This window comes from Chryseobacterium glaciei (assembly GCF_001648155.1).
Classification (GTDB): Bacteria; Bacteroidota; Bacteroidia; order Flavobacteriales; family Weeksellaceae; genus Chryseobacterium; species Chryseobacterium glaciei.
In genome coordinates this window covers 2152892-2172019 of the sequence record NZ_CP015199.1, presented here as the reverse complement: position 1 = coordinate 2172019, position 19128 = coordinate 2152892, and the positions used below count along the sequence as shown (strand labels likewise).

Genomic DNA, 19128 nt, shown 5'->3' with positions numbered 1-19128 from the left:
AAAATGAAAAATTTAGAAACATATCAAAATTTTTACTTCGTTGGAATCGGAGGGATCGGAATGAGTGCTTTGGCACGCTATTTCAATGCTTCAGGTAAAAAAGTTTTGGGCTATGATAAGACCAACACCAAACTCACTCAGAATCTAATGAATGAGGGAATTGATATTGTTTTTGAAGATCTTATTGACGAAAGAATAAATTCTCTTGAAAAAGAAAATACATTAATAATTTACACTCCGGCAATCAAAACGTTGGGGATCTTAGATTATTTTAATCAAAATAGTTTTGAAGTTTTAAAACGTGCAAAAGTTTTAGGTTTAATCACTGAAAACACAGACTGCATCGCTGTTGCAGGAACGCATGGAAAAACGACAACTTCCAGCCTGGTTGCACATTTGTGTAAAGAAGCGGATTTACCTTTTTCTTGCTTTCTGGGCGGAATTGCAGAGAATTTTAAATCAAATTTTCTTTTCAACGGTAATCAATATTCTGTGGTTGAAGCAGATGAATATGACAGAAGTTTCCTTAACCTTTCTCCGGATTGGGCAGTGATAACTTCCACAGATGCAGATCATTTGGATATTTATGGTGATAAAAATACGATTGAGGAGGGCTTCAAACAATTTGCAGCTTTAGTTCCGAATGACAAACAACTTTTTGTAAGAAAAGGAATTGAAATCGGAAGACCTCATCTTACTTATGCAGTAAACGAAGTTGCTGATTATTACTCAGATAACCTGCGAATGGATCATGATAAAATCTCTTTTGATTTTCATACACCAACAGAAACGATAAAAGATTTTGTTTGGGAAATTCCGGGCATTCATAATGTAGAAAATGCGACGGTTGCATTGGCTATTTTAAATAATTTAGGTATTAATTTCGAAATTTTAAAGAAAGCTATTGCTAATTTTAAAGGAATTAAAAGAAGATATACTAAACATATCTATAAAAACGGTAAAATTTACATCGACGATTATGCTCACCATCCAACAGAAATTAATGCGGTAGTAGGATCGATCAGAACTTTTTACCCTGAGAAAAAATTATTGGTTGTTTTCCAACCGCATTTATTCAGCAGAACGAGAGATTTTGCAGACGGTTTTGCAGAAAGCTTAAGTGATTCTGAAGAATTAATCTTATTGGATATTTATCCGGCAAGAGAACTTCAGGAAAATTTTGAAGGAATAACTTCAGACTGGTTATTGGAAAAAGTGACTTTAGATAAAAAAGAAGTATCAAATTTATCTGATGCTTTCAATAAAATAAAAGAAAAAGACTTTGACATTCTTCTCACAGTAGGCGCAGGAAATATTGATACGTTGTACGACCCTATTTGTGAATGGATGGAAAAAAATTAGATTAAATAAATTAAACGCAACGAGCGCAATGATTTTTTTTTGGAAGTCTTATTAATTTCGTTCGCAAGGGCGTTTCACTCAGCAAATGATAACTGAAAATATCATTCAGAGTAATTAAAAACACAAAGATGACAGAAAATGAAATATCAAATATAGTTTTTGATGCAGGGATGAAAGTGCATCGTAAACTTGGAATTGGGCTCTATGAAAATGTTTATGAGCAATGCTTAATTCACGAATTGAAAAATAGTGGGCTTAATATTGAAAGCCAAAAAGATATTAGCATCAATTATGAAGGTTTGATAATTGAGAAAGCATTTAGAGTTGATTTATTAATTGAAAATAAAGTAATTATAGAAATAAAAGCAGTTCCGGAAATTAATAAATATCATTTTTTTCAGCTTCTTAATTATTTAAGGGTCACAGAAATGAAATTGGGAATGATTTTAAATTTTCATTCCACCTTATTTAAAGACGGAGTAAAAAGAGCAGTAAACAAATTATAAAACAAAAGCTTGGTTTAAATACAATATATGCAAGTATAAAACTAAAATAGTAAAAATATTTTCAGTTATCATTTGCTGAGTGAAACGCCCTTGCGAACGAAAAATAATAGATAATAATTAAAATAAATCCTTGCGAGCATAGCGTTAAAAAGTTTAAAGAAAACAAATGAAAAATAAATACAGAATATTAAAAATTGCTATCACAGTGATCCTTCTAGGTTTCCTGCTGAGTTTCTCATTGAAGAAATTTGGGGGTCAGAAGATTACGGATAATAAGATTTCTGTAAAAATGAATGAGAAAACTCCGGTTTATTTCATTGATGAAAAAGACATTAGAGCAATTGTAAACAAGGAAAATCCATCAGGAAAAGTGGGAGATCTTAATATTCCCGCATTGGAAAAAAAGATTAATTCACTTCCAGCGGTCGATAGTGCCAATGTCTACTTAAACCTCAATGGAAAGCTTAATTTAGATATTAAACAAAGAGTTCCTGTTTTCAGATTAAATAAAGACGGAAAAGACTTTTATGTAGACGAAAGAGGAATTGAATTTCCTATTTCCAGAACCTATTCACATCCTTGCATGTTGGTGACAGGAAGTGTGAAAAAAGATGAATACGAAAAATTAGCTGAATTGGTTGGGAAGATCGACAAAGATGATTTCAGTAAAAAATATTTCATCGGAATCTCAAAAGACAATAACGGAGATTACAATCTTCTGACAAGTGAAGGAAATTATAAAGTAGAAATAGGAGATTTAGATAATATAGACCTAAAAGTAAAAGGTTTTAAGGCTTTTGTAGAGAAATATCTCGTTTATCAGGATCCTTTAAAGTACAATATGATCTCTATTAAGTATCAGAATCAGATTGTTACCACTTTGAATCCTTATTTTAAAGGTAATGACAGTATTCTAAAAGTTGGGAAATTAGAACTGGCAAAAGTTCCGCCAACCACGGCAGGAAAAAACACAGAAGCTAAACTTAAAATAGCAGAAGTAAAAAAAGAGACGAAAAAACCAAGCTCAACTTCAAAAAAACCGAAGGAAAGCACAAAGCCAAAAGCAGTAACCAAACCCAAGGCAAAAGAAACAAAAAAAACAGAGAAGAAAACTACGGCAACAAAGCCGAAAACAAAGGCAAAGGTTAAAATAGAATAAAAAAATCAAATCGATATAAAACAATGGAAAATCAAGAGTATTCAGTAGGTCTGGACATCGGGACAACAAAGATAGTCGCGATTGTCGGAAGGAGGAATGCACACGGGAAAATAGAAGTTCTCGGTGTTGGTAAGGCCAAAAGTCTTGGAGTTCATAAAGGTATTGTAAATAATATTTCGCAAACCATCAACTCAATCAAGGCGGCTGTGGCAGAAGCACAATCCAGCGCAGGAGTTCCTATCCGTAAAGTTACGGTAGGTATTGCAGGGAAGCACATACGCTCTCTTCAGCACTCCGATTACATTATGCGTGAGCATCCCGACAAATTTATTACAGATGACGACATAGAAGCGTTAAAAGATCAGGTCAAGAAACTGGTCATGCTTCCCGGAGAAGAAATTATCCATGTTCTTCCCCAAGAATATAAAGTAGATTCAGAAGGTGAAATTCAGGAGCCTGTCGGGATGCACGGAAAGCGTCTTGAAGCCAATTTCCACGTTGTTGTGGGACAAATGGGCAGTATCCGAAACATCGCAAGATGCGTAAGAGAAGCAGGTCTGGAAATGGAAGCTCTTACATTAGAGCCTTTAGCATCTTCAGAAGCGGTACTTACAAAAGAAGAGAAAGAAGCAGGTGTTGCCATCGTTGATATTGGTGGCGGTACTACAGATATAGCAATATTTAAAGATAATATCATCCGTCATACATGCGTAATTCCTTATGGTGGCGGGATCATTACGGAAGATATTAAAGAAGGCTGTTCAATCATTGAGAAACACGCAGAGCAATTGAAGGTAAAATTCGGTTCTGCAGTTCCCGAATTGGAAAAAGACAGCACGTTTGTTACTATTCCAGGACTTCACGGAAGACCCGATAAAGAAATTTCACTGAAAACTTTAGCTCAGATTATCAATGCAAGAGTTGAAGAAATTCTTGAAATGGTAAATACCGAATTAAAGGCTTACGGAGCATTTGAACAAAAGAAAAAACTGATTGCAGGAATTGTTCTTACGGGTGGTGGATCAAATTTGAAACATCTTCGTCAATTAGCGAATTATACAACAGGTTTTGATAGTAGAATTGGTTTTGCAAATGAGTATATTGCCAATGATAAAAATCAATATTTAAAAGGTCCTGAATTTGCAACTTCTATTGGATTATTAATGGAAAGTTTAAAAATTAGGGATAAAAAACCTGTCATAATAGAAGAAGAACTCGTTCAGGAAAAACCTCAGCAGGAAACTGCAGCAACAGTAGCTGAAAATAATGCAGTTACTCAGCAGATGGCTCCGGTTCAGGAACAGGAAGTTATGACTCAACAACAGGAAAATAAAAGAGCGGCAAGATTAACTTTCGGGCAGTCGCTTATGGAAAAAGTAAAAAAATTCTTTGAAGAAGTAGAATAGTAAATACAGATATTATGGAAAATATAGGTACACAAGGATTTTCATTTGATTTGCCAAAAGGAAATTCATCGATCATAAAGGTAATTGGTGTTGGTGGCGGTGGAAACAACGCACTGAAACACATGTACGAGAAAGGAATTCACGGGGTAGATTTCGTGATTTGTAATACAGATGCTCAGACTTTAGATAATAACCCGGTTTCAAACAAAGTTCAGTTGGGAACTACCATCACAGAAGGACTTGGCGCAGGTGCCGATCCTGAAGTTGGTGAGAAATCAGCGATTGAAAGTATTGAAGAGATCAAAGCTGCCATGGGACAAAACACCAAAATGGTTTTCATTACTGCCGGAATGGGCGGTGGAACCGGAACCGGTGCAGCTCCTGTTATTGCTAAGGTTGCTAAAGATATGGGAATCTTAACGGTAGGTATTGTTACCGTCCCTTTCAGTTTTGAAGGGAAAAGAAGATTAGAGCAGGCTGAATTAGGTCTTGAGAAATTAAGAAATAATGTTGATTCATTAATTGTAATCAATAACGATAAACTAAGACAGCAGTTTGGTAACCTCGGATTCAAACAGGGGTTCTCAAAAGCTGATGAAGTTTTAACCAACGCCGCAAAAGGTATGGCAGAGGTTATTACAGGTTACTTTGATGTAAATATTGACTTTAGAGATGCTAAATCTGTGCTTCAAAACTCCGGTACGGCTTTGATGTCTACAGGTACAGCTTCAGGTGAAAATAAAGCAGATGAAGCAGTAAGAAAAGCATTGGATTCACCATTATTGAATGACAATAAAATTACAGGTGCTAAAAATGTACTATTGTTGATCAGAAGCGGTAAAGAAGAGGTTACAATGGACGAAATCGGTATCATTATGGATCATATCCAGAAAGAAGCAGGACATACTGCTGATATCATTTTCGGGGTGGGTGCTGATGAAGAATTAGGAGATGCAGTAAGCGTTCTTGTTATCGCTACAGGTTTTTCTAATGACGATAAAAAATTCGCTGGACCAACAGAAAAAATAAGAATCAGTCTAAACGATAAATTAGATTCAAATAAAACTTCTCCTTTTAAAACAAGAGAAGAAAGAGAGGTTGCTCCTGAGCATGGATATGATTTTGGAGGAAAAAATCTTTTCAGATTGGATGACGAAGACCATGATACTCCACAGTTCAAGTCTGTCTCTACTGAAAAAAAAATGATTATCGAGGATGAAGAGGTTAAAACTGAAATAAAATTCTCTGATAGAGAGGAAGATACATTAGACAGCCCGATTCAGACTTGGAGAAATGATGACGAAGAGCAGGATGCTTACAATCTATTCGCTTTTGATGAAGATAACGATCCTAATGATCTGGAGATTCAATCTTTCTCATTCGAAACAGAAGAAAAAAAACAAGAACCTAAAACAAATATTTCTACGAATTCTTATTCTGAAGAAAAACCTGTTGAGTTCAGTTTCTTTGTAAATGAGCCTATCAATGAGCCCAAAACTGATTTCGGACAGCCAAAAGCAGAGTTTAGCACTCCAACGAATACAGTAGCTCAAATCATAGAAGAAGCTCCAAAAGTGGAACGTTTCTACCAGCCAAAGGAAGAAATAAAAACTGAAGAGAGACCTTCTTATGAAAATAAAACAGAGATCGAAACTCCAAAACCTGCTGAAAGTGAATTCACATTCGTGAACAAAACTGCAGATCAGGAAAGAGTTGTAGAAAGAAGAAATAAATTAAAAGAATTCAATTCTCGTTACCAAAGCTTTGATAGCGCAAGTGAATTCGAATCTGTTCCTGCTTTCAAGAGAAAAAACATTTCTATTGACGGAACCAATGCTTCAGATCAAAATATCAACACGTATTTATCTGAAAACAATGGTTCTATGCAAGTAAGAGAAAACAGATTTTTAAATAAAGATGTAGATTAAATTGCGGTAAGCAATAAGTGGTAAGCTACAAGCTTTTTAATTGAGCCAAATGCATACTGCTTATTGCCTACAGCTAAAAGCCAAAACCATGAGTTTAGAAATTATAATTAGTGAAGCAATAAAAACAGCAATGAGAGCAAAAGACAGAGTAGCTCTGGATTCTCTTCGTGCTGTGAAATCTCAGATTCTACTTCTAAAAACAGAAGCTAGAGGTGCTGAAGTTTCAGAAGACCAGGAAATTGCTATTTTACAGAGAATGATCAAACAACGTAAGGATTCTTACGAACAGTTTTCTGCACAGGGCAGAAATGACTTAGCTGAAGTAGAAGATGCTCAGATGAAAGTTATTGAAAAATTCTTACCTCAACAGCTTTCTGCAGAAGAATTGGAAGCTGAAATGAAGAAAATTATCTCAGAAGCCGGAGCAGAATCTATAAAAGATTTAGGAAAGGTAATGGGAGTTGCCTCAAAAACATTTGCCGGAAGATCTGATGGAAAGAGTATTTCCGAGATGGCAAAAAAGTTACTTTCATAAAGTCTTGGCGTGATTTCCAAGCAATAGATAAGGATATTCAACCTTTGCATATCGATTTGATTAAGAAGCCCGAAACATTTCCAGTTTCGGGCTTCATTTTTATCTTGAGATATTCAATATTTTTATGATTCTAAAAGGAAATTGAATATTTCATTAAATTGAGGGAAAAATGTAAATGTTTTTTTTCATGGTTATTGTTTTCAGAATCATTTCAAATTTAGCAATTATTTTTGATTATTCATAATTTTATTTCATTAATTTATGTATATTATTAAATTATTAATACATCATTAATATTGTTTTACGAATACTTTGATAGTTTTTATATATTGAAGAAAAGTAAAGAATTGTTTAACTTTGCATAGATTAAAAAACAAAAATATGTATCCAACAGATTTAGTAATGCCTATGAAGGCAGAACTTACAGATAAAGGTTTCCAAGACTTAGCAACACCTACACAGGTTGAAGAAGCATTAAAACAATCAGGAACTACTCTATTGGTGATCAATTCTGTTTGCGGATGTGCAGCAGGAGCAGCAAGACCGGGAGTTGTATATTCTTTAACAGGAGATAAAAAACCAGATCATTTAACGACTGTTTTTGCAGGTTTCGATACAGAAGCTGTATCAGAAGCTAGAAAGCATTTGGCACCATTCCCTCCAAGCTCACCATGTGTGGCTCTTTTCAAGGACGGAGAATTGGTTCACATGTTAGAAAGACACCACATTGAAGGAAACCCTGCAGGAGCTATTGCAGCGAACCTTCAAGCTGCTTATGACGAGTATTGCTAAGAAACAATAAATCTAAATACTAAACCGTTACAAAATTTGTAGCGGTTTTTTTATTTTAATACGCCAACTTTTGTCGTTACCCATATCTACTTTTGGTTTATAATACTTTTAAAACCAAATGTTATGACACAAAGATTACAGTATGTATTGAGCCGGGAACTCGAAAGTCCTTTAGGCGAAAACAGTATTTTTTACGAAACTTTTATAGTTCCTCCAGAGTTAAAAGATAGTTATCCAAAATCAGAAAAATACAGTATAGTTCATCATCAGGCTATTTTCTGTAAAAGTGGAATAGAAGTTTTTGACAGATACGAGAAAGATAAAATAGAATCCGATTATTTTACTATTTATTATGAAGAGACATCCAAGAATACCAGCAATTTTTTTGGGACAGCTTGTCGAGTAAAAATGGGAGATTATGCAAGGCAAAGATTAATAAATCACTATAACAGTAAGGGAAAGACAATTAACTACGATGGCAACACAATAGATGGCAGTGTATCAGATTTTAACGGTCTTATAAGATTAATTGCTAAAGATTATGGAATTGATGACACCTTACTTAAAGGTGCTATTTATTTAGAAATACTTGAAAAAAGTAAAATCAATGAAGCTTTTAAAAAAGTATCTTCATTAAATAATCAATTGGCAGATTGGTTAAGAGGAGGCATCGAAGCCACTGAGAAATGGAAATTTACAGAAGAAAACTATGATTATACTAAGTTTTATACAGAGCCGATGTATAATAATTTCCAAAATATAGCTGGTGCAAATGGTTTTCCCAAACAGGAAGTAAAATATAAACCTATTATCCCTGTTCCGTTTCCTTGCAACGAGTATAAAAATATGTCTGATAATACTCAGAATATTGCAGAAGCTGGATTACAGAAACTCACGGGGTTTGTAGCATCATTTGATGAAATTTCCACTGCTGCTGTTTTCAACATTGTTGCAGCAACTCCTACTATTACCGATGATATTTTGTTTGCTGTCACATTCCTTGTGAAAAATTTTATAGAAGAAAATATGCCCGACAGCATAAAAAATATTTACAATAAATTAAAAATATTATTTAAAGAAATTTTAAATATTGTTTCAAACATAGGAAGCATAATTAGTGAAAAATTGAACCGAGAAACTGCAAAAATCAATGCTTTTCTTTGTGGGATACTCAACGGGCTTATCTCTTTGGTACAATTGATTATTATGCTATTAGCAATGATAGTCGACAAACTTCCTATTTTTGAGTTAGAGAAAATGAGTGCTTTGGAGTTAGCAAAACACCAAGAGAAACTGGAGTTTATAGAAGATTTTGTAGATTTATTTGATAAAAATGCAAAAGAATTCCTTAACGGAATTAAAAAGCTCTTTACTGATGATAAAATTTGGAAAGACATTTCTACTTTTATTTCTGGCTTGAGTAAAAAAATTTCTAATTACAATGAGTATTTCTGGGCTTACTTCATAGGGGGAGTTGCCTTTGAATTGATTTTAGATGCTGTTATTGCCTATTTTACAGGTGGAAGTTCATTAGTTTCCGAAGCATCTGCAAAAATCAGTAGATTGATAGCTAAAGCAGAACAGACAGGAACCAAAGCACTGAATTTTTCTAAAAATTTAGGAAAGAAAATTGCCAACACAGCACAAGACTTATATAAATGGCTTGAAAAAGAGTTTCTTGAAATGATTGAAGCTATAAAGAATGGGAAAGTTGCAGAATGGCTTAAAAAGAAAATTGATGCTATATTTGGAAGTGGAAATAGAATTCAAGATGAAGTAGTTGAGGATATTGAGGAGCTTTTCAGAAAAATTAATGATGGTTTTGGATTTGATGGGGGGAGATTGCTAACTATAAAAGAGCTTAAAAAACTTCGAAAATTGCTAAAGGAACTTTATGATGTAGATTTGAAAATCGTAGATAAGGACTTTGGAATGAAGCAAAAGCTTAAAGATTGGAACGCAAGAGGTGTAGTAGGTTCTTTCAATTCAAGACTTCAAACCATGTTTGTACGTTCAGAAGTTTCAGAGTTAACAGTTTTCCACGAAATGGTTCATATGAAAACTTGGAAAAGATTGTCACCTGAAGAGTATGCAAAATTACCCCTTTGGGAGGATGAAACAATGGTTTGGGATGCTATCTGGAAAACAAAAGAAAAATGGACAAAAATTGAACTTGTAGATTCTTATGAATATATGAATAAGTTCAGGGAAGAATCTGGAATAAGCAAAATTTTCATTGATGAAATGGAAGAATTAGTAAAATTAAGAAAATTAGGAATATTAAAATAACAATTATGAAAAACACTGAAAAACAAATACTTGAACTATCCAAAAAAATTCTAAATAATTCTGGATTCGGTTATGATGACGAGAATCAAATAAAGTGTACAGAATTAAATGAAGACTCTTTTTTTGGTTACAGCAAAAAAGAAAATCAAAACATTTGGCAGATTTCTTTTTTATGGGGAGAAGAAGATTTTGGTAAAAGCAGAGGCGCTTTCCTATATATTGATGATGATAAAAAATTACCTCTTTTATTGGTTCATTCACTCGGTCAATCTAAAATTAAATATTCTTTATCAAATGATGGAAAAACAATTGTTAGTAGCACCAATGTAAAGTTTACTATTGAAGAGTAAAAATGAAACACACAAAAGAACAAATACTGGAAAAAGCGATTAAAGTTATAAAAGACCTCGATGGAAATCAAAGCATGAGAAAGGTCAATCATGTTACTTTTATAGGAAACAACAAATTATCAAGAGGTAACAATATAGACAAAGAGCATCCTTGCTGGATAGCTTACATAGAGTCATTGTTTGGTAATGAAGACCATTTGACTATTTCTGACGAAACTTCAGAACCACTATATTATCAAAATTTTAATTTAATTACTTTGGAAATCATTAAAAATAATGAGGGTATTTATCAATACCAAAAATAATCTAATTTTAAAATGAATTATACCGAAAAAGAAATTTTAGAAAAAGCAACGATTATATTAAAAGACTTACAAGCAAAATATTACAATGAAAAAATATAAAAGGAGCATCATTTGAGAAAGAAAAAAGTATACATGGAAATGAAAATAAAAAGCTTCCCTGTTGGACTGTTCTTATTAATGAGCCTGTTTTTAAAAGTGCAATATTTTTATTAATTTCTGATGAAAGTGGAGAACCAATTTACATTAGAAGTAAACATAAAACATCGGAAATAATAAAAAATTCTGATGGAATCTATATTAGAAAATGAAAAATATCATGAGAAGTTAGACTTATGACGAGTATTGCTAAGAAACAATAAATCTAAATACTAAACCGTTACAAAATTTGTAGCGGTTTTTTTATTTATCGCGTTAAAATATTCTTAGAAAAGTCAAATATCGTTATATTTGGAAATGGCAACGAAAGCACTCTTCAATACTGTGGTCAACTGGTTCATCCGCCAAAGGATAGACCAGATACAGAATTTTATGGATCATCCTATTGAAACACAGAAAGGGATTTTATTCTCTCAATTGTTTCATTCTGAGGATACTGAGTACGGTAAAAAGTATGGCTTTAATTCCATTTCAAGTTATCAGGACTTTAAAAATAAAGTTCCGATCGTTACCTATGAAGATTTTGAACCTTATATTGAAAGAGCAAGGCAGGGTCATAAAGACGTAAGTTGGCCGGGCTACATCAAACATTTTGCGAAATCTTCGGGTACAACAAACGCGAAAAGCAAATACATTCCTATTTCTGCGGAGAGTTTAGAATACTGTCACATGAAAGCAGGAAAAGATATGGTTTCTATTTACGCCAATAATCATCCTGAAAATCAACTTTTTACCAATAAAAATTTACGTTTAGGCGGAAGTTCAGAATTATACGCTGATTTTAACACAAAATTTGGCGATTTATCTGCAATTTTAATCGATAATTTGCCTTTTTGGGTAGAAATTACCACGACTCCAAGTAAAAAGGTTTCCTTGATGGGCGAATGGGAAAGCAAGCTTAAAGCGATCACTTCTGAGGTTAAAAATGAAGATGTAGGAAGTATTTTGGGTGTTCCAAGTTGGATGATGGTTCTTTTGCAGAGAGTTTTAAATGAAACTGAGGTTAAGAATATTTCAGAATTATGGCCAAATCTGGAAGTCTTTTTCCACGGCGGAATTAGCTTTAAACCTTACAAAGAACAATTCCAGCAGATCATTGGAAAGAAAATCAATTACTACGAAATTTACAACGCTTCTGAGGGCTTCTTCGGAATTCAGGACAGACCTGACAGTGACGAAATGCTACTAATGTTGGATTACGGTATTTTCTATGAATTTATCCCGATGGATGAGTTCCATTTTTCCAATCCAAAAGTCGTAAGCTTAGAAGATGTTGAAGTTGGCAAAAACTACGCGATGGTGATTACTACCAACGGCGGTTTATGGAGATATTTGATTGGGGATACGGTTGTTTTTACTTCAATTAATCCTTTCAGAATTAAAATTACGGGAAGAACGAAACATTATATTAATGCTTTCGGGGAAGAACTGATGATCACCAATGTAGAATCAGCTATTTCTAAAGCCTGCCAAACTACAGGAGCCAGTATCACCGACTTCACAGGAGCCCCAGTTTTCATGAAAGAAAATGAAGGCGGTGCTCATGAGTGGATCTTTGAGTTCAGTGAAAAACCGAGCAATTTGGATCATTTTATCGACTGTTTTGATCAGCATTTGAAAACCGTCAATTCAGATTATGAAGCCAAAAGGTATAATAATTTGACACTAAAAAGACCAATTGTGCATATTGCCAAGCCGAACCTATTTTATTGCTGGCTGGAATCCAAAGGGAAACTGGGCGGACAAAATAAAGTCCCAAGATTAAGCAACGACAGAGAATACATCGATCCTTTATTGGAACTGAATAAATAAAAAAAACCGCAGATTATTCTGCGGTTTTAATTTTACTATTTGTTTAAATCTTCTTTTAATTTCTTAGCGGCATCTTCCACTTTCGAAGCTCCTTTTGCAGCGGCTTCTTTGGCATCTTTACCAACTTTATTCGCTTCAGTTTTGATGTCCTGACCTGCTTTGTGAAGATCATTTTTAGCCTTATCCGCAGTCGCATCAATTTTCTCTTTTGCTTTTTGAGCGGCATCGTCTATCTTATTTCCTGCTTCGTCTACTTTAGCTTTTGCGTTATCTTTAGCTTCGGCGATTTTTGCAGTATCAATCACATCAACTCCATTTTGGCTTACAGTTGTTGTAGTTGTTGTTACAGATCCATCAGGATTTTCAGTAGTTTCAGATTTTGTAGTTGATTTTGTGCATGATACAACAAGTGTTGAAATCATTAATGCTGCTAAAATTTGTTTTTTCATTGCTTTATATTTTTTAATGAGTTTTAAAATTTAACTATTTTTATTCGGTTTTTGTTGGAGTTGAAGGAGTTTCTGCAGCATTTTTTTTCTTCTCTTCATCAGTTTTCTTCTTTTCGTCGTCCTGTTTCTTTTTATTTTCTTTATCTAATTCATCCTTAATTCTCTTTTCTTCAGCCTGAAGTTTTATCGCTTCTTTTATAGAATCCTGATACTTTTGAGAAGACATTCTTATCTGGCGAACAATATCTACAGAAGTTGCTCCTGCAGAAAAAGAATCAACAGCAACCGTATCATAATGCACTTTTACTTCCTGATTTGTATCAAAACTCGCTGGTTCCTGCTTAGAACAGGCACTCAGAAAAACAAGAAAAGTAAGGATTGCAAAAACTAAATTTTTCATGGAACTAATTTAGCAGAAATTCCGCAATTACAGGATAGTGATCCGATAATTTCACAGAATTATCCACTTTATAGCTTAAAGGAATAATTGATTTTGAACTGAAAATATAATCAATTCTCAAAGGCACTTTATAATCATAAAAACTTGAAGAACTTCCGCTTCCGGCAGATAAAAATGCATCCTGAAGATCTTTTCCTAAATTATAATATTCATAAGAATTAGGAACAGAGTTAAAATCTCCCGCTAAAATCACAGGATAAGGCGATAAATCTACCGCTTTTCTGATTCTTCTGATTTGATCTTCGTGTGCTTTAAAAGTAGGAATCATATGAGAAAGAAGTGTACTTATCTTTCCTCCTTCCTTACCAAATCCGTCAAATGAAAGCATTGATTTATGAAGTCTGAAAGGTTCCAAATAAACATTTACAACTCTGATAATCTTTCCGTTGATGTCAATATCTGCGTAGAATGAATTTCCGCGATCTTTTTCTTCAACAAGATTTTCCTGTCTTACGATTTTGTGTTTGGTTTTTAAAATTACAGAAGGATATTTGATTAAATCATCTCTCAAAGCCGTTTTCGTATCTCTTTCCTGAACCAAAATAATATCCGCATCCTGATCTGAAATATATTTTTTCACTTTATCCCATCCAAAATCACCATATTTAACATTGAAAGTCAAAACCTTAATATCTCTTATTGATTTTGAATTTTCATTTTTAGGGGTAAAATTCACCCATCTCCTGATTGGATTGTAAAAAATAAATGTGCTTAAAACAAAAGCAATAGCAATTTTTTTTCTTTTGATAACCCAGACCAGCGTTAATAAAATATGTATAAATACAAGATAAGGAAATCCCAGAGAAAGCAGATTAAGGTTGCCAAACAGGTTGGGTGGAATCCATGCATTTCCTAATGTGGATAGCAGTAAAACAATGATTACAATATGGAAAAACAACAGGATCTGGCTCGGCTTCATGGAATAACGGTCTTGGGTACACTTTTTTTAAGCAAAAACCCTACCACGTTAACTTTTTTAACTTATTTTATGAAAACCCTAGTCTAATTTAAAGGTAGCCACAACCGGATAATGATCAGAAATTTTCACCGAACGGTCAACTTTATAAGTAATTGGCTGTATTGATTTTGAGGTGAAAATATAATCAATTCTTAATGGAAATTTATAATCGTGAAAGCTTGTTCCACTTCCCTTTCCTACCTCCAGAAAAGCATCTTGCAAACCTTCTGAAAGATGATAATATTCGTAAGAATTGGGAACAGAATTAAGATCTCCCAACAGAATTACAGGATAAGGAGAATTTTCGATTCCTTTTTTAATATCTGCAACCTGATCCTGGTGCATTTTAAAGGTTGGTATCAATCTTTTTACAACATTTTTCAGTTTTTCCTCATCTTCATCGCTGTTTCCATCGAGCCTTACCATCGCTTTTTCAAACTTAAAGGGTTGAAGATAAACATTGATAAACCGATATATTTTTCCCTTTATTTCAATATCTGTTTGCGTTGCGTAGGCATTGTTATCGAAATAATCGCTTTTAATAAGTTCCTTCTGATCAATAACTTTATATTTTGTAAATACGGAAACAATATAATTTCCGCTTGTATTTTTTAAGCCATTAAAATGATATTCTTTACCTCCCTTTTCTTGTAAGAAAACTAAATCTGCGTTGGAAGAATTTACATAATCATCAATCTTTTCCATTCCATTCAATCCTCCTTTTGCATTAAAAGATAAGATCTTGAGATTGGCAATTTCTTTTTTATCTAAAGAAAAATTCACCCATCTTTTTACCGGATTTGTAAAAATCAATCCCAATAACATAAAAACAAAGGCTCTTTTTTTCCAACTGAAAATCCAGAAAAAGATCAACAAAACATAAGCAACCATTAAAATCGGAAATCCTAATGATAATAAATTAAACCAAGGAAATATCTTTGGCGGAACATATGCATTCAACAACATTCCCAATAAAAGAAGGAATATCCCGACATGCAGTATTAAAAATATGAGACGAAGAACTTTCACAAAATAAATTTAGTTGAATCTGTATAAATGTTTTTTCCAGATCCATGCTAACAAAAATCCTACCAAAGCTCCTCCGACATGTGCAAAGTGAGCAATACCTCCTACGTTTCCAGAAATACCTAAAAACACAGAAACGACAAGGATTACCGGTAAAATATACTTTACTTTAACCGGAACAGGAATAAACATAATCATGATTTTTGAATCCGGATATAGCGTTGCAAAAGCGGCTATCACTCCAAAAATTGCTCCAGATGCACCAACCATAGGAGTTCCCATAATATTATTAAGATCCCCAACCAATTCTCTTTGTTTAAGAACAGATTCTGCCCCTCCACTAAAAACTCCTTGAGCTCCGGACAAATAAGCACTTACATTAAATCCTAATTGTTCTAATTGATGAGTGATCTGCTGAACTTCAACAAAATTCCACAAATTATAAAGGAAAAAAGCACCCAATCCACTTACAAAATAAAGGATCAGATATTTTCTTTCACCCAAACTCTGCTCTAATATCGGCCCGAAACTATACAATGTCAACATATTAAATAAAATATGCATAAAACTTCCATGCATAAACATATGAGTGATAATCTGCCAAGAGTGGAAAAACGGTGAAAACGGATAAAAAGCAGCAAGATAACCCGTAAGTTGATCTTTTAATAAAAATGTCACAGCAAATACAATCACATTTATAATGATAATATTTCTTGTAATTGGAGGTATATTATTAAACATGTTCTTTAAAATTTATTCTTAAAATCATTGAACGGAACTTCATAAAAACATCTTTTCCCGTTGGGTAAAAACTCAGGGAAGCCTAATGCAGTGAAGTCTTTTATTAATTGTTCCGCATCTTTTTTATATATAAAATCAAATCTGGATTTAGACTGCATTTTATTCCATTGATTATTATAGAAATGTAAAAATTCGTCTTCCGTTTTGTATTCTAAAATATCAAACAGATCTTCAAGGAATTTCATGACCTGTGTTTCTTTCAATCCTTCAGGAACGGCATCAATTCTTAACACATTTTCGTGAGCAACCTTCGTGTCAAAACCAAGCTCCGGAAGGAATTTTTTAATTGATTTATACTTATTCTTCTCCGTTTCGTTCATATGATATTCCAAAGAGAAAAGAAGAGCGTGCCCGTTTGTTGTTCCTTTTCTTGTCGGTTTATTGACTTCTGAAACCATTAATCTGTGCATTCTTCCCAAATCCAGCATCAACGTTCTGTCGCCTTTGTTGAAGAGCCAATATCCGTTCGGAAGTCTCATTAGATCTTCATCAAAATCCTCATCTTCAAACAAATTAATTTTTGAAGGTTCTGCAGCGATATTTTGGTGATACATTTCCGCCAAATTTTGAATTTCGGCTTGTTTTACCACTCTTTCTTCTAAAAACGGATTGTAATCTTTATCTACAACAATCTCCGGCATTTTAACATTGATACTGTTTGCCTTGCTTGGAAATGCTTTCTGCATCATCTGATCCAATTGCGGATCTTTTTCAAAATCCAGACTCGGTGCAACGTTATAAATTCCTAAAGATCTTTTTATGGTTGATCGAAGCAAAGCAAAAATAAGATGCTCGTCCTCGAATTTAACTTCTGTTTTCTGCGGATGAATATTAACGTCGATTTTTTCAGGATCAAGATCTAAGAAAAGAAAAAACGTAGGAATGTATCCCGGTAAAAGTAATCCTTCGAACGCTTCCTGAACTGCTTTATTGAAATATGGACTTTTAAAATATCTTCCATTCACAAAAAGAAACTGTTCACCTCTTGTTTTCTTTGCTCCTTCTGGTTTAGCGACAAATCCGTGAAGTTTACACCAAATAATATCTTCTTTGATTGGAATAAGCTGCGGTTGCAATTTTCGTCCAAAAATATCAACGATACGCTGCATCTGACTTCCCTTTCTTAATCTAAAAACAGGATCATCATCATGAAATAAAGAAAATTCCAGATTTTCATGAGCCAAAGCCACACGCTGGAATTCATCGATCACATGACGGAATTCAATATTATTATTTTTAAGGAATTTTCTTCTTGCAGGAACGTTGTAGAACAAATTTTTAACTAAAAAATTAGAACCTTCAGCAGTTTGCGCAGGATCCTGAAATTGGAAAACTCCGCCTTCAATGTAAATATTAGTTCCGATTCCCGCTTCTCTCTGCTTAGTCTTTAACTCAACCTGAGAAACTGCCGCAATGGAAGCCAACGCTTCACCACGGAAACCTTTTGTTGCAATTTTAAATATATCTTCGGTTCCTTTGATCTTGGAGGTCGCATGTCTTTCGAAAGCCATTCTTGCATCGGTCTCAGACATTCCTTTTCCATCGTCTACAACCTGTATCAGATTTTTTCCGGCATCTCTGATGATAAGCTCAATTTTGCTAGCATCTGCATCTATAGCATTCTCCAAAAGTTCTTTCACTATGGACGCAGGTCTCTGCACCACTTCCCCTGCCGCAATTTGGTTGGCTACATGATCCGGTAAAAGTTGAATAATATCTGACATAAAACGTTAAATCGACTTACAAAAATAGTCAATGAAAACGGTAATAAAAACATTAAAACCGTGAATTACAATTTAATTATCAACAAATCAACAATCTTGCCGTAAATCCACCAGAGCAACATTCGCGATTAATAAAGGTTTTCTTAAAATACAATCCTCTAATTGCATTACACAAATAGAGGATTGATTCACAGCTAGTTTACACAAAATTAATACTGATATACTTGATATTTGTTGAATTTAATCCTCAAACACCAATTTTCTTTTTTCTTGTCTTTTTTCTTTTATTTCCGGAATTCCGTGGATCTTGTCATATAAATAAGCCACAAGGTTCGGCTTTTTAAAAATTTTACTATATCGATATTGTGTTTTAAAGTGTCTGATATGAATTTTATACATATCATATCCAATCACCACCAAAAGACACAAACTAATCACATAAAATACCCTGAATTCAAGATAATAATACGTTAATCCCGAGAAAACCGCTCCCAAAACATAAGCAAACATAATGCTCGTTAGTAGTTTTGCTCTTGCAATCAATTCTCCGTTTTTTCTAAACTTTTTCTGGGTAAACATCGAGAAAAGTATTCCCAAATCGGTGGTTGTTCCCGTAAGGTGGGTTGTTTTTACGGAAAAGTTTGATATACTTGCCGTTAAACCATTCTGCAAACCGGTTGCAAAAAGCATTAATGACACCAAAAATTCCGTTTCTTCTAGTGTTCTTCGATAGAAAAACTGTCCGTAAACTCCAACAAACAATAAACACAGTATTTCTAATACGATCGGCATTGAGTGTGCAAAATATTTACTTTTTTTATTGAAATTAATGACAATAAAATTGGATACAAATCCACCGAAAAAGAACAGAAAGATCCAGCCTCCCACGACTGCAACCTGTGCCCAGTTTCCTTTGCTTATTTCTGCCGCCAAAATGGCGTAATGTCCCGTTACGTTTGAGGTAAAAGAGAGAAATATTAATAGAGATGCTATATTTATAGTCCCCGCCGTGAAGGCAGTCAGCGTCCCCAACCTGATGTTGTCTCCCAATGTCCTGCTGTTACTATAATTTCTTAACATGATTTAAATTTTAGAGTGTTGTGTTGTTTT

The 19128-nt window shown here is 33.8% G+C and carries 18 protein-coding genes; 11 read left to right on the top strand and 7 right to left on the bottom strand.

Translation table 11 applies throughout. From position 1 onward, the window contains the following. The first annotated feature begins 3 nt into the window (after positions 1 to 3). The 11 genes from murC to A0O34_RS09680 all read left to right on the top strand — a co-directional run bounded on the left by murC (position 4) and on the right by A0O34_RS09680 (position 12600). Complete coding sequence (gene murC, locus A0O34_RS09730) at positions 4 to 1362, top strand: UDP-N-acetylmuramate--L-alanine ligase (RefSeq protein ID WP_066754155.1); 1359 nt, start codon at positions 4 to 6, stop codon at positions 1360 to 1362. A gap of 128 nt (positions 1363 to 1490) precedes the next feature. After that, positions 1491 to 1868, top strand: coding sequence for a GxxExxY protein (locus A0O34_RS09725; RefSeq protein WP_066754153.1), 378 nt, complete (start codon positions 1491 to 1493; stop codon positions 1866 to 1868). A gap of 166 nt (positions 1869 to 2034) precedes the next feature. Further along, positions 2035 to 3027, top strand: coding sequence for a cell division protein FtsQ/DivIB (locus A0O34_RS09720; RefSeq protein WP_066754151.1), 993 nt, complete (start codon positions 2035 to 2037; stop codon positions 3025 to 3027). 23 nt (positions 3028 to 3050) lie between these two features. Next, on the top strand, positions 3051 to 4433 hold the full coding sequence (gene ftsA, locus A0O34_RS09715) for a cell division protein FtsA (protein WP_066754149.1): 1383 nt from the start codon (positions 3051 to 3053) through the stop codon (positions 4431 to 4433). A gap of 14 nt (positions 4434 to 4447) precedes the next feature. After that, complete coding sequence (gene ftsZ, locus A0O34_RS09710; protein ID WP_066754147.1) at positions 4448 to 6361, top strand: cell division protein FtsZ; 1914 nt, start codon at positions 4448 to 4450, stop codon at positions 6359 to 6361. Positions 6362 to 6449: 88 nt separating this feature from the next. After that, positions 6450 to 6896, top strand: coding sequence for a GatB/YqeY domain-containing protein (locus A0O34_RS09705; RefSeq protein ID WP_066759607.1), 447 nt, complete (start codon positions 6450 to 6452; stop codon positions 6894 to 6896). 381 nt (positions 6897 to 7277) lie between these two features. After that, positions 7278 to 7688: a BrxA/BrxB family bacilliredoxin gene (locus A0O34_RS09700; RefSeq protein ID WP_066754145.1), complete on the top strand. Its 411-nt coding sequence runs from the start codon at positions 7278 to 7280 to the stop codon at positions 7686 to 7688. A 123-nt stretch (positions 7689 to 7811) separates the two neighbouring features. Next, a complete protein-coding gene (locus A0O34_RS09695) occupies positions 7812 to 9977 on the top strand; it encodes a zincin-like metallopeptidase toxin domain-containing protein (RefSeq protein WP_066754143.1) in 2166 nt (721 codons plus the stop codon). A gap of 5 nt (positions 9978 to 9982) precedes the next feature. Next, positions 9983 to 10327, top strand: coding sequence for a hypothetical protein (locus A0O34_RS09690; protein WP_066754142.1), 345 nt, complete (start codon positions 9983 to 9985; stop codon positions 10325 to 10327). A 2-nt stretch (positions 10328 to 10329) separates the two neighbouring features. Next, positions 10330 to 10632 carry a hypothetical protein gene (locus A0O34_RS09685; RefSeq protein ID WP_066754140.1) on the top strand — a complete coding sequence of 101 codons (303 nt, stop codon included), beginning with the start codon at positions 10330 to 10332 and terminating at the stop codon, positions 10630 to 10632. Positions 10633 to 11085: 453 nt separating this feature from the next. After that, positions 11086 to 12600 carry a GH3 auxin-responsive promoter family protein gene (locus tag A0O34_RS09680; protein WP_066754138.1) on the top strand — a complete coding sequence of 505 codons (1515 nt, stop codon included), beginning with the start codon at positions 11086 to 11088 and terminating at the stop codon, positions 12598 to 12600. A 35-nt stretch (positions 12601 to 12635) separates the two neighbouring features. Here A0O34_RS09680 and A0O34_RS09675 read toward each other — a convergent pair whose 3' ends face one another. From A0O34_RS09675 to A0O34_RS09645, 7 genes are all read right to left on the bottom strand, one after another. After that, the gene (locus A0O34_RS09675; protein WP_066754136.1) at positions 12636 to 13049 is read right to left on the bottom strand and encodes a hypothetical protein; all 414 of its coding nucleotides are present in this window, start codon (positions 13047 to 13049) and stop codon (positions 12636 to 12638) included. A gap of 40 nt (positions 13050 to 13089) precedes the next feature. Further along, positions 13090 to 13449, bottom strand: a complete 360-nt coding sequence (locus A0O34_RS09670) for a hypothetical protein (protein ID WP_066754134.1) — start codon at positions 13447 to 13449, stop codon at positions 13090 to 13092. Between the two features lie 4 nt (positions 13450 to 13453). Continuing rightward, complete coding sequence (locus A0O34_RS09665; protein WP_066754132.1) at positions 13454 to 14428, bottom strand: endonuclease/exonuclease/phosphatase family protein; 975 nt, start codon at positions 14426 to 14428, stop codon at positions 13454 to 13456. A gap of 78 nt (positions 14429 to 14506) precedes the next feature. Further along, positions 14507 to 15496, bottom strand: a complete 990-nt coding sequence (locus tag A0O34_RS09660) for an endonuclease/exonuclease/phosphatase family protein (RefSeq protein WP_066754130.1) — start codon at positions 15494 to 15496, stop codon at positions 14507 to 14509. A 9-nt stretch (positions 15497 to 15505) separates the two neighbouring features. Next, on the bottom strand, positions 15506 to 16234 hold the full coding sequence (locus tag A0O34_RS09655) for a rhomboid family intramembrane serine protease (RefSeq protein WP_066754127.1): 729 nt from the start codon (positions 16232 to 16234) through the stop codon (positions 15506 to 15508). Between the two features lie 5 nt (positions 16235 to 16239). Beyond that, a complete protein-coding gene (mutL, locus tag A0O34_RS09650) occupies positions 16240 to 18018 on the bottom strand; it encodes a DNA mismatch repair endonuclease MutL (RefSeq protein WP_066754126.1) in 1779 nt (592 codons plus the stop codon). A gap of 240 nt (positions 18019 to 18258) precedes the next feature. Then, positions 18259 to 19098, bottom strand: a complete 840-nt coding sequence (locus tag A0O34_RS09645; protein ID WP_066754124.1) for a YoaK family protein — start codon at positions 19096 to 19098, stop codon at positions 18259 to 18261. Positions 19099 to 19128: the final 30 nt, after the last annotated feature.

Excerpts from the sequence above, each read along its gene's own strand:
- murC (WP_066754155.1), top strand. The coding sequence starts at position 4 with ATGAAAAATTTAGAAACATATCAAAATTTTTACTTCGTTGGAATCGGA.
- A0O34_RS09725 (WP_066754153.1), top strand. The coding sequence starts at position 1,491 with ATGACAGAAAATGAAATATCAAATATAGTTTTTGATGCAGGGATGAAA.
- A0O34_RS09720 (WP_066754151.1), top strand. The coding sequence starts at position 2,035 with ATGAAAAATAAATACAGAATATTAAAAATTGCTATCACAGTGATCCTT.
- ftsA (WP_066754149.1), top strand. The coding sequence starts at position 3,051 with ATGGAAAATCAAGAGTATTCAGTAGGTCTGGACATCGGGACAACAAAG.
- ftsZ (WP_066754147.1), top strand. The coding sequence starts at position 4,448 with ATGGAAAATATAGGTACACAAGGATTTTCATTTGATTTGCCAAAAGGA.
- A0O34_RS09705 (WP_066759607.1), top strand. The coding sequence starts at position 6,450 with ATGAGTTTAGAAATTATAATTAGTGAAGCAATAAAAACAGCAATGAGA.
- A0O34_RS09700 (WP_066754145.1), top strand. The coding sequence starts at position 7,278 with ATGTATCCAACAGATTTAGTAATGCCTATGAAGGCAGAACTTACAGAT.
- A0O34_RS09695 (WP_066754143.1), top strand. The coding sequence starts at position 7,812 with ATGACACAAAGATTACAGTATGTATTGAGCCGGGAACTCGAAAGTCCT.
- A0O34_RS09690 (WP_066754142.1), top strand. The coding sequence starts at position 9,983 with ATGAAAAACACTGAAAAACAAATACTTGAACTATCCAAAAAAATTCTA.
- A0O34_RS09685 (WP_066754140.1), top strand. The coding sequence starts at position 10,330 with ATGAAACACACAAAAGAACAAATACTGGAAAAAGCGATTAAAGTTATA.
- A0O34_RS09680 (WP_066754138.1), top strand. The coding sequence starts at position 11,086 with ATGGCAACGAAAGCACTCTTCAATACTGTGGTCAACTGGTTCATCCGC.
- A0O34_RS09675 (WP_066754136.1), bottom strand. The coding sequence starts at position 13,049 with ATGAAAAAACAAATTTTAGCAGCATTAATGATTTCAACACTTGTTGTA.
- A0O34_RS09670 (WP_066754134.1), bottom strand. The coding sequence starts at position 13,449 with ATGAAAAATTTAGTTTTTGCAATCCTTACTTTTCTTGTTTTTCTGAGT.
- A0O34_RS09665 (WP_066754132.1), bottom strand. The coding sequence starts at position 14,428 with ATGAAGCCGAGCCAGATCCTGTTGTTTTTCCATATTGTAATCATTGTT.
- A0O34_RS09655 (WP_066754127.1), bottom strand. The coding sequence starts at position 16,234 with ATGTTTAATAATATACCTCCAATTACAAGAAATATTATCATTATAAAT.
- mutL (WP_066754126.1), bottom strand. The coding sequence starts at position 18,018 with ATGTCAGATATTATTCAACTTTTACCGGATCATGTAGCCAACCAAATT.
- A0O34_RS09645 (WP_066754124.1), bottom strand. The coding sequence starts at position 19,098 with ATGTTAAGAAATTATAGTAACAGCAGGACATTGGGAGACAACATCAGG.